Raw genomic sequence first — 14,225 nt, 5'->3', positions numbered from 1 at the left:
GGGCAGCCGAGGAGTACGCTCGTGATCAATCTAGGTTCCTTGTTCGGAAAGTCCAGTCCGCCATTGGCAGGGCTCGACATCAGCACCTCGGGCGTTCGCCTGGTCGAGCTGGAAGACGCCGGCAAGGGTGAACTGCGCCTGGAGCGCTATGCCGCCGAACCGCTGCCGCGTGGCGCGGTCGTGGACGGCAACATCGAAAACATCGAACAGGTGGCCGAGGCCGTGCGCCGCGTCTGGAAAAAGAGCGGCACCAAGGCCAGGCACGTGGCGCTGGGCATGCCGCCGGCCGCGGTCATCACCAAGAAAATCATCCTGCCGGCCGGCCTGTCGGAAGACCAGCTGGAAGTGCAGGTGGAGTCGGAAGCCAGCCAGTACATTCCCTTCGCGCTCGACGAGGTCAGCCTCGACTTCGACGTGATCGGCCAGGCCCCGAACTCGCAGGAAGACATGGAAGTCATGCTGGCCGCCGCGCGCCGCGAGAAGGTCGAGGACCGCGTGGCGATCGCCGAAGCGGCCGGCCTCACCGCCACCGTGATGGACATCGAATCCTATGCCGCGCGCGCCGCCCTGGACCGGGCCGCGGGCGCCAAGCCGGACCAGATCGTCGCGCTGTTCCAGATCGGCGCCCAGGCCACCCACGTGTCGGTGCTGCAGAACGGCGAGACCATCTACGAGCGCGAGCAGCCTTTCGGCGGCAACCAGCTGACCCAGGACATCGTGCGCGCCTACGGCCTCTCGTTCGAGGAAGCGGAAACCCGCAAGCGCGCCGACGACCTGCCGGAGAACTACCGCGCCGAGCTGCTCACGCCCTTCCTGGAAAGCGCCGCGCTGGAAGTCACGCGCGCGATCCAGTTCTTCTTCACGTCCACGCCCTATACCCGGATCGACCAGCTCTACCTGGCCGGCGGCTGCGCCGCGCTGCCGGGATTGCTCGAGCTGATCGGCGGACGCACCCGCATCCCGAGCAGCATCGTGGCGCCCTTCAACGGCATGTCCTACGGCCCGCTGGTGCGCGAACAGCAGCTGCGCCAGGAAGGCTCCGCCTACCTGGTCGCCTGCGGCCTGGCCCTGCGGAGGTTCGGCTGATGATCCGGATTAACCTCTTACCCCACCGCGAAGCGAAGCGCAAGCAGAAGCAGGCGGCCTTCGTCGCGCTGCTGGCCGCGGGCGGCGTCGCCGGCGCCGCCGTGGTGCTGCTGGTCGGCGCCTGGAACGCCAGCCGCATCTCGGTCCAGAACGAACGCAACCTGGTGCTCAAGCAGGCCAGCGCGGAACTGGACAAGAAGATCGGCCAGATCAAGACCCTCAAGGAAGAAATCGAGGCCCTGAAGGCGCGCCAGCAGGCCGTCGAAGACCTGCAGAGCGACCGCAACCAGCCGGTCTACGTGCTGGACGAACTGGTGCGCCAGACGCCGGACGGCGTGTACCTGAAGTCGTTCAGGCAGGACGGCCAGCGCGTCACCCTGAACGGCTACGCCCAGTCGCAGGAGCGGGTCGCCGAACTGCTGCGCAACGTGTCCGGCGCCTCGCCCTGGCTGGAGCGCCCGAACCTGACCGAAGTGAAGGTCGCCACCCTGGGCCAGGGCACGACCGGCCGCAAGGTCGTCGAGTTCCAGCTGGACGTGGCGATCAAGCGTCCGCGCGAACAGGACCCGGCCGCGGCCGAAGCCGTGGCCAAGGCGCCGACCGGGACTGGCACACCATGAATATCGATCTCAAAGACCTCGGCGCCCAGCTGGCGGCGCAATTCCAGGACCTGCAGGGCCGCCAGCCCGGCCAGTGGCCGCTGGCCCCGCGCCTGCTGTGCGCGGCCGGCGTGATGGCGGCCGTCATCGGCCTCGGCTACTTCTTCTACTGGGACGGCCAGTTCACCGAACAGGAAGCGGGCGCCGCCCAGGAAGCCCAGCTGCGCGACGAATACCGGATCAAGATGGCCCAGGCCATCAACCTCGATGCCCTGCAGGCCCAGAAGGCCCAGGTCGACCAGTACGTGGTCCGCCTCGAGAAGCAGCTGCCGAGCAAGTCGGAGATGGCGGACCTGCTGTCCGACATCAACCAGGCCGGCGTCGGCCGCGGCCTGTCCTTCGAGCTGTTCAAGCCGGGCCAGGAAGTGATCCGCGACTACTACGCCGAACTGCCGATCGACATCAAGGTGAGCGGCAAGTACAACGACGTCGGCGCCTTTGCCGCCGACATGGCCAACCTGCCGCGCATCGTCACGCTCAACAACATGGTGCTGAGCACGAAGGACGGCACCCTGCAGCTGGACGCAGTGGCCAAGACCTTCCGCTACCTCGACGCCGACGAGATCGGCGCCCAGAAAAAGGCGCGCAAGGAGAAGAAGGCCAAGGAAGGAGCGGCGAAATGATGCGCGACATGATGCGAAAGGCCTGCATGGCCGGCGTGCTGGCGCTCCTCGCCGGCTGCGGCGACGGCGACGTGCAGGAGGTGCGCGACTGGATGAAGCAGGTCGAGCGCGAGACCGTGCCGGCCGTGAAGCCGCTGCCGGAACCGAAGGAATTCGTCCCCTACGCCTACAATCCGGGCGAAGCGATCGAGCCCTTCAGCGAGGCCAAGCTGCGCAACGACATGGCGCGGGTGGGAGGCACCAGCAGCAACCCGCTGCAGCCGGACGACACCCGTCCGCGCGAGGTGCTCGAGAACTACCCGCTCGACGTCATGCGCATGGTCGGCACGCTGCAGAAGGGCGGCGTCAGCTACGCGCTGGTACAGATCGATGCGTCGATCTTCCAGGTGAAGGCCGGCCAGCGCATCGGACAGAATCACGGGTTGGTCACGCGCATCAGCGAAGGCGCGATCGACATCAGGGAAGTAGTGCAGGACGCCACCGGCGACTGGGTCGAGCGCAAGGCGACGATCGAGTTGGCGGAAAGCAAGGAGAGCGGGAAATGAGCCCAGGCATCAACACGCAACACATTCGCACCCTCCGCATCACCGTGCCGGCCTGGCTGGCGCGCTGCGGGGCTGCCGTTCTGCTCGCGCTCGGCGCGGGTGCAGCCGCGGCGCAGGGAAATGCCATCGAATCGATCACGGCCAACCAGCAGGGCGCCAACGTGGTCCTGAACATCGCCATGCGCCAGGCCCCGGCCAAGCCGCCGATCGGCTTCTCGATCACCAATCCGGCACGCATCGCGCTCGACTTCGGCGCCACCAGCAACGCCACCGGCAAGGCTTCACAGGACATCAACCTCGGCGACGTGCGCAGCCTGAACCTGGTGCAGGCCGGCGAGCGCACCCGCCTGGTGCTGAACATGGCGCGCGCACTGAACTACGCCACCGCCATCGACGGCAAGTCGGTGATCGTCACGGTCGAAGGTTCGGGCGGCGTGGCCCAGGCCGTGAACGCGTCCGGCCTGCCGGTCGCCAGCAGCCAGCCTGCCCCGGCCACCCGTCAGATGTTGCGCGACCTCGACTTCCGCCGCGGCAACAACGGCGAAGGCCGGGTCGTGGTCGACCTGCCGAACGGCCAGGTCGGCGTCGACGTGCGCCAGGCCGGCAACCAGGTGATCGTCGACTTCCTGCGCACCGGCCTGCCGGAATCGCTGCGCCGCCGCCTCGACGTGACCGACTTCGGCACCCCGGTGTCGCGCGTCACCACCAGCACCCAGGGCGAGAACGTGCGCATGGTGATCGATGCGAAGGGCGCATGGGAACAGTCGGTCTACCAGAGCGACACCCAGCTGATCGTTGACGTGCGTCCGGTCCGCGAAGACCCGAACCGCCCGGGCGGCACCGCCACCGGCTACCGCGGCGAAAAGCTGTCCTTCAATTTCCAGAGTGTGGAAGTGCGCGCCGCGCTGCAGGCGATCGCCGACATCTCGGGCCTGAACATCATCACCAGCGATTCGGTCACCGGCAACCTGACCCTGCGCCTGCGCGACGTGCCCTGGGACCAGGCCCTCGACGTGGTGCTGCAGGCCAAGGGCCTGGACATGCGCAAGAACGGCAACGTGCTGTGGATCGCGCCGAAGGAAGAACTGCTGACCAAGGAAAAGCTCGAGCTCGAGCAGCGTGCCCAGATCGCCGACCTCGAGCCGCTGCGCTCCGAGATTTTCCAGCTGAACTACCAGAAGGTCGAGTCCTTCCGTAACGTGTTCGGCCTGGATACGGAAGGCGGCGCTTCCGCCGACGGCGGCGGCAGGAACCGCGTGCTGTCCAAGCGCGGCAGCGCCATCATCGACCCGCGCACCAACCAGCTGTTCGTGACCGACATCGCGTCCAAGATCGAGGATATCCGCAAGCTGATCCAGAAGACCGACGTCGCCTCCAAGCAGGTGCTGATCGAGGCGCGCCTGGTCGAAGCCAACGACGGCTTCTCGCGCAACCTCGGCGCCAAGCTGGGCTTCGCCGACCTGCGCACCCTGCGCGGCGGCGATTCGGGCTGGCAAGTCAGGGGCAACGAGCGGGTTGCCATCGGCGGCAACCTGACCGGCGTCGGCCAGGTCACCGGCCAGACCCCGGACAACGGCGACGGCTACACCAACACCACGATGGTGAACCTGCCGGCCGCGGCGATCGGCGGCACGCCGGCCTCCTCGCTGGCCTTCAGCCTGTTCTCCTCGGCGGCCAACCGCTTCCTCAACCTGGAACTGTCGGCCCTGGAAGCCGACGGCAAGGGCAAGATCATCTCGAGCCCGCGCGTGGTCACCGAAGACAAGCAGATCGCCGTGATCGAGCAGGGTATCGAACTGCCGTACCAGGTCGCCACCAGCAGCGGCGCGACCTCGATCACCTTCAAGAAGGCCAACCTGCGCCTGGAAGTGACCCCGCAGATCACCCCGGACGGCAACGTCGTGCTCGAAGTCGACGTCAACAAGGACTCGAAAGGCGAGGAAACCCGCGCCGGCCCGGCGATCAACACCCAGCACGTGAAGACCAAGGTGATGGTCGAGAACGGCGGCACGGTGGTGCTGGGCGGGATCTACCAGCAGACCGAGCGCAACAACGAGCAAAAGGTCCCGCTGCTGGGCGACGTGCCGGTGGTCGGCTACCTGTTCAAGACGACCGGCCGCGAAAGCACCAAGACCGAACTGCTGGTGTTCATCACGCCGAAAATCGTGACGGACGCCGCCGCCGGACGCTGAGACGCGCCAGCTGACCAATAAACACAACAACGAACGTCACATGAACAAGAATACGAATACCATCCAGGCCGGCATCGCATTGCTGCTGGCGGCAACCCTGGCCGCCTGCGGCGGCGGCGGCGGCAACCCGGGCAGCACCGGCCCGGTCAGTGGCGGCGGCACCGGCACCGGCACCGGCGGCGGCACCACCACCCCGGTCGCCAGCGATCCCAAGATCACCCTTGCCCTGACCGACGGCAGCGGCGCCACCATCACCTCGCTGTCCGGCGGCCAGAGCGCCACGGTCAAGGCGACCGTGCTGACCGCCGCCGGCAAGCCGGCCGCGAACGCCATCGTGCAGTTCACCGCGAGCGCCGGCACCCTGGTGAGCTTCACCCCGGAGACCGGCTCGGCCCTGACCGATGCGAACGGCGTGGCCGTGGTGTCGGTCAAGCCGGCCGGCGTGACCTCGGCCGGCGCCACCGCGATCACCGCGACCTCGGTGGTGGAAGGCAAGACCGCCACGGCCAGCAGCAATATCGCGGTCGGCGCCGCTCCGCTGACCGTCGGCAGCTTGGCCTTCTCGCCGGCCCCGTCCGGCACCCTGCCTGCCTTCAGCACCGTCTCGCTGAGCATCCCGGTCACCAGCGGCGGCCAGCCGGCCACCTCGGTGTCGGGCCTGAACATGAGCTCGCTGTGCGTGGGCGACGGCACCGCCACCCTGGTGCCGGGCGCCTTCGCCAACGGCATCCAGACTGCCACCTACACCAACAACGGTTGCCTGCGCGGCCGCGACACCCTCAGCGTCTCGATCGGCAACTCGACCCAGACCATCAGCCTGGACGTGGGCGCCGCCAACATCGGCGCGATCCAGTTCTCGGGCAGCAGCGTGTCCGGCAGCTCGATCGTGCTGAAGGGCTCGGGCGGCCAGGGCCGCACCGAAGCGGCCCAGATCAGCTTCCGCGTGGTCGACCAGCACGGCAACGGCTTGCCGGGCGTGGACGTCAACTTCAGCGCCACCACCAATACCGGCGGCCTCACCGTGTCCCCAAGCCGTGCCACCACCGATGCGACCGGTTCGGTCATGACCATGGTCTCGTCGGGCACGGTGCCGACCCCGGTGCGCGTGGTCGCCGAAGCGACCCGCAACGGCGTGAAGATCAGCGGCCTGTCGGACACCCTGACCATCTCGACCGGCCTGCCGATGCAGCGCTTCATGTCGATGAGCGCCGAGAAGTACAACATCGAAGGCCTCAACTACGACAGCGAGACCACCAACATCACGGTGCTGCTGGCCGACCAGTACGGCAACCCGGTGTCGGACAACACCGCCGTCAACTTCGTCACCGAAGGCGGCGCGGTCGGCAGCTCGGCCCAGGGCGCCTGCGTGACCAAGGACGGCGGCTGCACGGTCGCGCTTCGCAGCCAGGCCTTCCGCCCGGAGAACGGCCGCGTCACGGTGCTGGCCTACCTGCAGGGCATCGAGGACTTCACCGACAGCAACGGCGATGGCCAGTATTCCTGCACCGGCTACACCGGCAGCACGCCTTACCGTCCGCTGGTCGACGTCTGCCCGTCGGGTGGCGAACCCCACGTCGACCTGGCCGACCCCTTCCTCGACACCGGCAACCACGCCATCGTGAGCGGCCAGCCGGCGACCAAGCACAGCCTGGACGGCATCTACGAGGCGCCCAAGGGCGACCTGCCGTTCCCGTTCAACCGCAGCAGCTACAGCGCCGCCGGCGACGCCAAGTGGGGCCTGAACTACATCCGCCGCTCGATCGAGGTGGTGTTCAGCGGTTCCCAGGCTAACCTGGCGCGCCAGGTCTGCACCGGCGAGGTCTGCCGCGACTGGACCACCGCCGACGGCGACGCGGCCGTGATCCAGGGTGTGGCCGGCGCCAACTGCACGCCGCAGACCCTGTCGTTCCGCCTGTACGACGTCAAGAACAACCCGATGCCGGCCGGTACCGCGGTGACGGGCGCGGATGCCACCAAGCTCTCGCTGTCGGTCATCCTGCCGGAGGCGGTCCCCTCGACCAATGCCATCGGCGGCACCATCCACCACGTCACGGTCAAGCCGGACAGCGCCTGCGCTTCGGGCAGTTTCATGCTGCGCGTGGCGACGCCGAGGGGCAACGTGACCGGCTACAACTTCCGGTCGAACTGACACCGCTGGCGTTTTTGTTGGCGTAACCGAAGGCGGCCAGTCTATACTGGCCGTCTTTTTTTTTATTTCTGCGGACCTGGCAGTGCCTCATCCCAAGAACAACAATATCTTCCTGGTCGGCCTGATGGGGGCCGGGAAGACCACCATCGGGCGCCAGCTGGCGCGCAAGCTCGACATGCGCTTCGTCGATTCCGACCACGAGATCGAAGCCCGCACCGGCGCCACGATCCCCTGGATCTTCGAGATCGAGGGCGAAGCCAGTTTCCGCCGGCGCGAAGCGGACATGATCCGCGAACTGAGCGCGCAGGAGGGCCTGGTGCTGGCCACCGGCGGCGGCGCGGTGCTGAATCCGGCCAGCCGCGCGCTGCTGGCCAGCCGCGGCACCGTGATCTACCTGCGCGCGACCATCGGCAGCATCCTGCAGCGCACCTCGCACGACAAGAACCGCCCGCTGCTGCAGACCGCCGACCCGCGCGCCAAGCTCGAGGAATTGCTGGCCCAGCGCGACCCGCTGTACCGCGAGATTGCGGACCTCGTCATCGACACCGGCCGACCTAACGTACAATCGATGGTACAGACCATTTTGGACCAGCTCGATGCGCTCGCCTCCACGCGTGCGCAGCAACTGGCAAGCGACCCGATGAACGCGATGAATCAACCGGCACCAACTACCCTCAACGTCGAACTGGGCGAGCGCAGCTACCCCATCACGATCGGCCCGAACCTCCTGGCCGACGCCACGCTGCTCGAGCGCCACATCGACGGCGGCAAGGCCGCCATCGTCACCAATACCACCGTCGCGCCGCTGTACCTGGCGCGGGTCGCCGGCGCCCTGCGCGCGGCCGGCCGCGAGGTGGTCGAGATCATCCTGCCGGACGGCGAGGAGCACAAGAACTGGCAGTCGCTGAACCTGGTGTACGACGCGCTGCTGGCCGCCAAATGCGACCGCAAGACCACCATCGTCGCGCTGGGCGGCGGCGTGATCGGCGACCTGGCCGGCTTCGCCGCCTCCAGCTACATGCGCGGCGTGCCCTTCGTGCAGGTGCCGACCACGCTGCTGTCGCAGGTCGATTCCTCGGTGGGCGGCAAGACCGGCATCAACCACCCGCTCGGCAAGAACATGATCGGCGCCTTCTACCAGCCACGCGCCGTGATTACCGACACCGCCACCCTCGACACCCTGCCGCCGCGCGAGCTGGCGGCCGGCCTGGCCGAGGTGATCAAGCACGGCGCCATCCTCGACGCCGCCTACTTCGACTGGATCGAGGCCAACATCGACAAGCTGGTGGCGCGCGAGCCGGAAGCGATGGCCTATGCGATCGCGCGCTCCTGCGAGATCAAGGCCGAGGTGGTGCGCAAGGACGAACGCGAAGGCGGCCTGCGCGCCGTGCTCAACTTCGGCCACACCTTCGGCCACGCGATCGAGGCCGGCCTGGGCTTCGGCACCTGGCTGCACGGCGAAGCCGTCGGCTGCGGCATGGTGATGGCGGCCGACCTGTCGGCGCGCCTCGGCCTGATCGATGCGGCGACCGTCAAGCGCGTGCGCAAGCTGGTGCAGGCGGCCGGCCTGCCGGTCGTGGCGCCCAACCTGGGCGCGGAACGCTGGATCGAGCTGATGGCGGTGGACAAGAAGAACGAGGGCGGGGAGATCAAGTTCATCCTGCTCAAGCCGCTGGGCAGCCCGTCGATCACGACGGTGCCGCCGGAGGTCCTGAAGGCCACCCTGGCCGCCTGCGTGACCGCCCCGGAGGAATGAACACCATGGACTTCGACGCACGCCTTGCCCCCTATGCAGCCCATTCGTCGAAGTCGCGCGGCCGGCAACATCCGGAACCGCCGGCAGGTTCACGCAGCGAGTTCCAGCGCGACCGCGACCGCATCATCCACTCGACCGCCTTCCGCCGGCTCGAGTACAAGACCCAGGTCTTCCTGAACCACGAGGGCGACCTGTTCCGCACCCGGCTCACCCACAGCATCGAGGTGGCGCAGATCGGCCGCACGCTGGCGCGCAGCCTCGGCCTGAACGAAGACCTGGTCGAGGCCACCGCGCTGGCCCACGACCTCGGGCACACGCCCTTCGGCCACGTGGGCCAGGACGTGCTCAACGAGTGCATGAAGGACTACGGCGGCTTCGAGCACAACCTGCAGAGCCTGCGCGTGGTCGACAAGCTGGAGGAGCACTACGGCGCCTTCGACGGCCTCAATCTCACCTTCGAGACGCGCGAGGGCATCCTCAAGCACTGCTCCCTGACCAATGCGCGCCAGCTGGGCGAGCTGGGGCAGCGCTTCATCGACCGCAGCCAGCCCAGCCTGGAAGCCCAGCTGACCAACCTGGCCGACGAGATCGCGTACAACAACCACGACATCGACGACGGCCTGCGTTCCGGCCTGCTCACGATGGCGCAGATGGACGAGGTCCCCCTGTTCGCGCGCCACCGGCACGCGGTGGAGGCGCAATATCCCGGCCTGCCGGGCCGGCGCGCGCTGTACGAGACGATCCGCCTGATGATCACGGCGATGACGGCCGACCTGGTCGACACCTCGGCCGCCTTGCTGAAGGAAGCGGCGCCGCAGAGCATCGACGACGTGCGCGCCGCGCCGCCGCTGATCCGGTTCTCGCCGCAGATGCGGGCGGAAACCACGGCCCTGAAGCGCTTCCTGTACGCGAACCTGTACCGGCATTTCCAGGTGAACCGCATGCGGGTAAAGGCCAGCCGCATCGTGCGCGAGCTGTTCGACGCCTTCATGACCGACCCGGTGCTGCTGCCGAACGATTACCAGGTGGAGGGGGATCCGATGGGGCAGGCGAGGAAGATTGCGGATTACATTGCGGGGATGACGGACCGGTATGCGATCCGCGAGCATCGCAGGATCTTCTCGCTGGATCACTTCTGACGTAACCGCCAGTCGTTAGCCCGTCGTTCCGGCGAAGGCCGGAACCTAATTTCGTTGCGTCACGTTGACGGGTGCACGCAAGCGTAAGCGGTCTGCGGGAAAAATTGGATTCCGGCCTTCGCCGGAATGACGGTCTTGAGGGTGATGGGAAATCAAGCGGTAGCGCAATGCTGCCTACTCAGTCAAACAACCCCGGCGTCCCCAACTCCACCAGCAGCTTCTTGACCGGCGCCGGCAACGGCGCCTCCGCGATCGTGTGCAGGTCCCACCACAAATGCCTGCCGGTCGCGCCGCCGCGCGCCGACAGCCGCAGCTGCCAGGGTGCGATGTGCAGCTTGTAGTGCGTGAACACGTGCACCAGCGGCCTGAGCGCCTGTACCTCGTCCACCGTCCCGAACTGCGCCGCCGCGGCCGCCACCTCGGCCGAGGAGACGGCAGCCACGTCCACGCCAAGATGCCCATCCACTTCCGGCAGCGACAGCAGCCCGCCCCAGATTCCGGTGCCCGGGCGCTGCTCCAGCAGCACCTGTCCGCGGTCGATCAGCACCAGCAACGCGGCGCGCTTTTCCGGCGTGGCTTTCTTCGGCTTGCGTACCGGGAGCTCGGCCGTGCGGTCGCTGGCATAGGCCACGCAGCGCGCCTGCAGCGGGCAGCGCTGGCAATCCGGCCGGCTGCGGGTGCACAGGGTCGCGCCCAGGTCCATCAGGCCCTGGGTATAGGATTCGATCCCTTGCTCCGGCAGCAGCGCGTCGGCGCGGCGCCACAGCGCGTCCTCGACCCGCTTCTCGCCCGGATACTGGTCGATGCCGAACACCCGCGCGAACACGCGCTTGACGTTCCCGTCCAGGATCGCGGCGCGCGCGCCAACGGAAAAAGCCGCGATCGCGGCGGCGGTCGAGCGGCCGATGCCGGGCAGCTCGGCCAGCAGCGCCGGGTCGCCCGGGAACACGCCGCCGTACTCCTGCACCACGCGCTTGGCGCAGGCGTGCAGGTTGCGCGCCCGGGTGTAGTAGCCCAGGCCGCTCCAGTGCGCCATCACGTCCTCGCCCGGCGCTTCGGCCAGGGCCTGGACGGTCGGGAAGCGTTCCAGGAAGCGCGCGTAATAGCCCAGCACCGCAGCCACCTGGGTCTGCTGCAGCATGATCTCGGACAGCCAGATGCGGTAGGCATCAAGCGTGTTCTGCCACGGCAGGGTATGGCGGCCGTGGCTGCGCTGCCAGTCGATCACCGCCTGCGAGAAGGTGGGATCGGCCAGCTGGTCGAATTCGGTGAGGCGTTTCATGCTTGCGCCTCCAGGGTGGCCAGCACCCGGTCGGCCATGCCGGCCAGCTGGGTGCGCGTGCCTTCCAGCTCCCCCTGGCTGGCCTCGAAGGCGGCGATCTTCTGCTCCAGGCTGTCGGTGGCCTCGAAGATGCGCTGGATCGAGGCCTGGCGGTGGCGCAGCTGGTCGCGGTGCTGGCGGATCGCCGTCTCGAGCGGCGCCATGATCACCTTCAGCCAGGCTTCGGCGTCGGTATTGGCGGCACGGAAGACGTGGCGCACGCGCGAGGCGATCGAATCGAAGAAGCGTTCGAGCAGGGTGGCGCGGCTGGTCATGAGCAGGGTGGCGGTGCCGAACTGCTTCAGGAACAGCTCCTCGATCTCGTCGAGCTCGTTCCGGTAGCGATCGAGCGACAGCGACATCGGGCTGCTGAGGGACAGGCCGTGCTCGGCCGAGAACTTGCGGATCATGCTGTCCATCATGGCGCCGATCTCGGCCACCTTGCCGGCCGATGCGTCGAGGTTCGCGCGCATCGCCTCGAAGTAGCTGCGTACCGGGCCGCGCATGCCGGTCGCGAAGCGCGCGGCCTGCATGGCGGCGCGCACCGCATCGGTCTGTTCCTGCACGGTGTCCATGCCCAGTGTCGAATACAGCTCGGTCGACAGGCGCGCGAACACCGCGCGCGTGCCCTGCAGCTTGAACAGGCTGGCGTCGAATTCCTTTTTCTCGGCCTCGACGCGGCGCACCATGTGCGCGATCACGCCCTGGTTCTTGCCGCGCAGGCTTTTCAGCTCCTGCAGCTGCTCGACCAGGTCGCGCATGCGCGCCATGCCCTGGGCCTGCTGGCCGGCGGCGAGCAGTTCGAGGTCGGTGCGCAGCTGGCGCTGCACGATCTCGCGGCGCGCCGGGATCAGGTCGCGGAACAGCGCCGCTTCGAGTGCGCCCAGGCGGCTCTTCTCGAACAGGGCCATGTCGCCATTGATCTTGCCGACCAGGGCCTTCTGGGCCGACACCGGGTACACGCGCGTGCTGTCCAGGCCCAGCAGCTGGGCCGCGTGCTGCTGCTGGCGCGTGATCTCGGCCTCGTTTTCCTGCGGCGTGCGCAGCTCGTCCCACATGGCGTCGATCTTGTTCAGCACCGCCAGGCGTCCCGGTCCGGCGCCGATGTGGGTGCGCCAGACGTCGATGTCGCTCTTGGTCACCCCGGTCTCGGCGGCCAGGACGAACAGCACCGCGTGCGCGTTCGGGATCAGCTTGAGGGTCAGCTCGGGCTCGGTGCCGATCGCGTTCAGGCCCGGGGTATCGAGGATCACCAGGCCCTGCTTCAGCAGCGGGTGGGGCAGGTTGATGATGGCGTGGCGCCACTGCGGGATCTCGACCGTGCCGTCCGGTCCCAGGCTGGTGACGGTGTCCGGATCTTCCGGGTCCCACAGTCCGTACTGCTGCGCCTCGGCGGCGGGCACGCGGCGGGTCTGGCTCACCTGGCGCAGGGCGTCGCCCATGCGTTCCGGCGCGGCGAGTTCGAGCGGCAGCACGGTCCAGGCGGCGGCGTCGTCACGGTAATCGCTGGTGGACAGGTGCTGGCTGCGGGTCTCGATCGGCAGCAGGCGGATGCAGGGCGGCAGCGCCGGGTCGTACAGCAGCTCGGTCGGGCACATGGTGGTACGTCCGGCGCTGGACGGCAGGATGCGCTGGCCGTAGTCGGCGAAGAAGATCGCGTTGATCAGCTCGGTTTTCCCGCGCGAGAACTCGGCAACGAAGGCCACCGACAGGCGGTCGTCGCGCAGGCGCGCCAGCGCACGCGCGAGTTGCTGCTCGCCGGCGCCGTCGATCAGCGCCGTTTCGCGCAGCGCGGCGCCGTAAGCATCCAGTGCTTCCGCGACGGCGGCGCGCCAGGCGCCATACTGTTGAAAATCCTGCATGTTTCTATGCCCGTGTTCGGCCAGGGTGATCCGCGCGGCCTTTAGCGCTGGCACTGCACGCAGTAGAAGGTCGACCGCTGGCCCTGTTTGATCTGGCGGACCGGCGACCCACAGTTGCGGCAGGGCACTCCAGCACGATCATAGACGAAATATGTCTGCTGGAAATACCCTGATTGTCCGTTTACTGCAATAAAGTCTTTCAAGGTGCTGCCGCCCTGGACGATCGCGGCGGCAAGGATGTCCTTGATGGCCTCTGCCAGCCGGTCGTAGCGGGCGCGGCTGATGCGCGCGGCCGGCGTCTTCGGGTTGATCCCGGCGCGGAACAGGCTTTCGCAGGCGTAGATGTTGCCGACCCCGACGACGATGTCGCCCGCCAGCAGCACCTGCTTGATCGGGGCACTGCGCTTGCGGGTCGCGCGCCATAGGAGTTCGCCGGAAAAGCCTTCGTCCAGCGGTTCCACGCCGAGGCCGCGCAGCAGCAGGTGCTCGTCGAGTTCGCCGTCGTCCTTGGCGTGCCAGAGCACGGCGCCGAAGCGGCGCGGGTCGTGCAGGCGCAGCACCTGTTTGCCTTCAGGGCCATTCACGATGAGGTCGAAGTGGTCGTGCTTGCGCGGCTCGATCCCCGGCGGCAGTACGCGCAGGTGGCCGGACATGCCGAGGTGGACGATCAGGGTGCCGTGCTCGAATGCGATCAGGAGGTATTTGCCGCGGCGGCCGGTTGCCAGGATGCGGCGGCCGGCCAGCAGTTCGGATAAACCGGGCGGGAAGGGCCAGCGCAGGCCTTCGCGGCGGCATACCACCCCCTCGACGACGCGGCCTTCGATATGGGGCGCGACACCGCGCCGGGTGACTTCTACTTCTGGCAGTTCAGGCATGGGGGAGAGTCGTGTAAA

The 14,225-nt window shown here is 67.9% G+C and carries 11 protein-coding genes; 8 read left to right on the top strand and 3 right to left on the bottom strand.

From position 1 onward, the window contains the following. Positions 1-21 precede the first annotated feature (21 nt). The 8 genes from ACSQ25_RS22580 (at position 22) to ACSQ25_RS22545 (ending at position 10,149) form a co-directional block, all read left to right on the top strand. Positions 22-1,086: a pilus assembly protein PilM gene (locus ACSQ25_RS22580; protein ID WP_436107882.1), complete on the top strand. Its 1,065-nt coding sequence runs from the start codon at positions 22-24 to the stop codon at positions 1,084-1,086. After that, the gene (locus ACSQ25_RS22575) at positions 1,086-1,706 is read left to right on the top strand and encodes a PilN domain-containing protein (RefSeq protein ID WP_436107881.1); all 621 of its coding nucleotides are present in this window, start codon (positions 1,086-1,088) and stop codon (positions 1,704-1,706) included. The genes ACSQ25_RS22580 and ACSQ25_RS22575 overlap by 1 nt, the downstream gene beginning before the upstream one ends. Next, on the top strand, positions 1,703-2,368 hold the full coding sequence (locus ACSQ25_RS22570; protein ID WP_436107880.1) for a type 4a pilus biogenesis protein PilO: 666 nt from the start codon (positions 1,703-1,705) through the stop codon (positions 2,366-2,368). The genes ACSQ25_RS22575 and ACSQ25_RS22570 overlap by 4 nt, the downstream gene beginning before the upstream one ends. Next, positions 2,365-2,913 (top strand): pilus assembly protein PilP, encoded by a 549-nt coding sequence (locus ACSQ25_RS22565; RefSeq protein ID WP_436107879.1) that lies wholly within the window; start codon positions 2,365-2,367, stop codon positions 2,911-2,913. The genes ACSQ25_RS22570 and ACSQ25_RS22565 overlap by 4 nt, the downstream gene beginning before the upstream one ends. After that, positions 2,910-5,105, top strand: coding sequence for a type IV pilus secretin PilQ (gene pilQ / locus ACSQ25_RS22560; protein WP_436107878.1), 2,196 nt, complete (start codon positions 2,910-2,912; stop codon positions 5,103-5,105). The genes ACSQ25_RS22565 and pilQ overlap by 4 nt, the downstream gene beginning before the upstream one ends. Before the next feature lie 40 nt (positions 5,106-5,145). Then, positions 5,146-7,254, top strand: a complete 2,109-nt coding sequence (locus ACSQ25_RS22555; protein WP_436107877.1) for an Ig-like domain-containing protein — start codon at positions 5,146-5,148, stop codon at positions 7,252-7,254. A gap of 124 nt (positions 7,255-7,378) precedes the next feature. Continuing rightward, positions 7,379-9,010, top strand: a complete 1,632-nt coding sequence (gene aroKB, locus ACSQ25_RS22550) for a bifunctional shikimate kinase/3-dehydroquinate synthase AroKB (protein WP_436108124.1) — start codon at positions 7,379-7,381, stop codon at positions 9,008-9,010. Next, positions 9,007-10,149, top strand: a complete 1,143-nt coding sequence (locus ACSQ25_RS22545) for a deoxyguanosinetriphosphate triphosphohydrolase (RefSeq protein WP_436107876.1) — start codon at positions 9,007-9,009, stop codon at positions 10,147-10,149. Before aroKB ends, ACSQ25_RS22545 begins: the two co-directional genes overlap by 4 nt. Positions 10,150-10,327: 178 nt before the next feature. Here the strand turns inward: ACSQ25_RS22545 and mutY are convergent, their stop codons facing one another. From mutY to mutM, 3 genes are read right to left on the bottom strand one after another with little or no spacing between them, the layout of a single operon-like run. Beyond that, positions 10,328-11,431, bottom strand: a complete 1,104-nt coding sequence (mutY, locus tag ACSQ25_RS22540) for an A/G-specific adenine glycosylase (protein ID WP_436107875.1) — start codon at positions 11,429-11,431, stop codon at positions 10,328-10,330. Then, the gene (locus tag ACSQ25_RS22535; protein ID WP_436107874.1) at positions 11,428-13,332 is read right to left on the bottom strand and encodes a dynamin family protein; all 1,905 of its coding nucleotides are present in this window, start codon (positions 13,330-13,332) and stop codon (positions 11,428-11,430) included. The genes mutY and ACSQ25_RS22535 overlap by 4 nt, the downstream gene beginning before the upstream one ends. 41 nt (positions 13,333-13,373) lie before the next feature. Continuing rightward, on the bottom strand, positions 13,374-14,207 hold the full coding sequence (gene mutM, locus ACSQ25_RS22530; RefSeq protein ID WP_436107873.1) for a bifunctional DNA-formamidopyrimidine glycosylase/DNA-(apurinic or apyrimidinic site) lyase: 834 nt from the start codon (positions 14,205-14,207) through the stop codon (positions 13,374-13,376). Positions 14,208-14,225: the final 18 nt, after the last annotated feature.

Source organism: Massilia sp. LjRoot122 (assembly GCF_964252725.1).
GTDB lineage: Bacteria > Pseudomonadota > Gammaproteobacteria > Burkholderiales > Burkholderiaceae_D > Telluria.
Note: the sequence above shows the minus strand (reverse complement) of the source record. Positions and strands in the feature narration are given on the sequence as shown.

Coding starts and splice junctions, on each gene's coding strand:
- ACSQ25_RS22575 (WP_436107881.1), top strand. CDS start 1,086: ATGATCCGGATTAACCTCTTACCCCACCGCGAAGCGAAGCGCAAGCAG.
- ACSQ25_RS22570 (WP_436107880.1), top strand. CDS start 1,703: ATGAATATCGATCTCAAAGACCTCGGCGCCCAGCTGGCGGCGCAATTC.
- ACSQ25_RS22565 (WP_436107879.1), top strand. CDS start 2,365: ATGATGCGCGACATGATGCGAAAGGCCTGCATGGCCGGCGTGCTGGCG.
- pilQ (WP_436107878.1), top strand. CDS start 2,910: ATGAGCCCAGGCATCAACACGCAACACATTCGCACCCTCCGCATCACC.
- ACSQ25_RS22555 (WP_436107877.1), top strand. CDS start 5,146: ATGAACAAGAATACGAATACCATCCAGGCCGGCATCGCATTGCTGCTG.
- aroKB (WP_436108124.1), top strand. CDS start 7,379: ATGGGGGCCGGGAAGACCACCATCGGGCGCCAGCTGGCGCGCAAGCTC.
- ACSQ25_RS22545 (WP_436107876.1), top strand. CDS start 9,007: ATGAACACCATGGACTTCGACGCACGCCTTGCCCCCTATGCAGCCCAT.
- mutY (WP_436107875.1), bottom strand. CDS start 11,431: ATGAAACGCCTCACCGAATTCGACCAGCTGGCCGATCCCACCTTCTCG.
- ACSQ25_RS22535 (WP_436107874.1), bottom strand. CDS start 13,332: ATGCAGGATTTTCAACAGTATGGCGCCTGGCGCGCCGCCGTCGCGGAA.
- mutM (WP_436107873.1), bottom strand. CDS start 14,207: ATGCCTGAACTGCCAGAAGTAGAAGTCACCCGGCGCGGTGTCGCGCCC.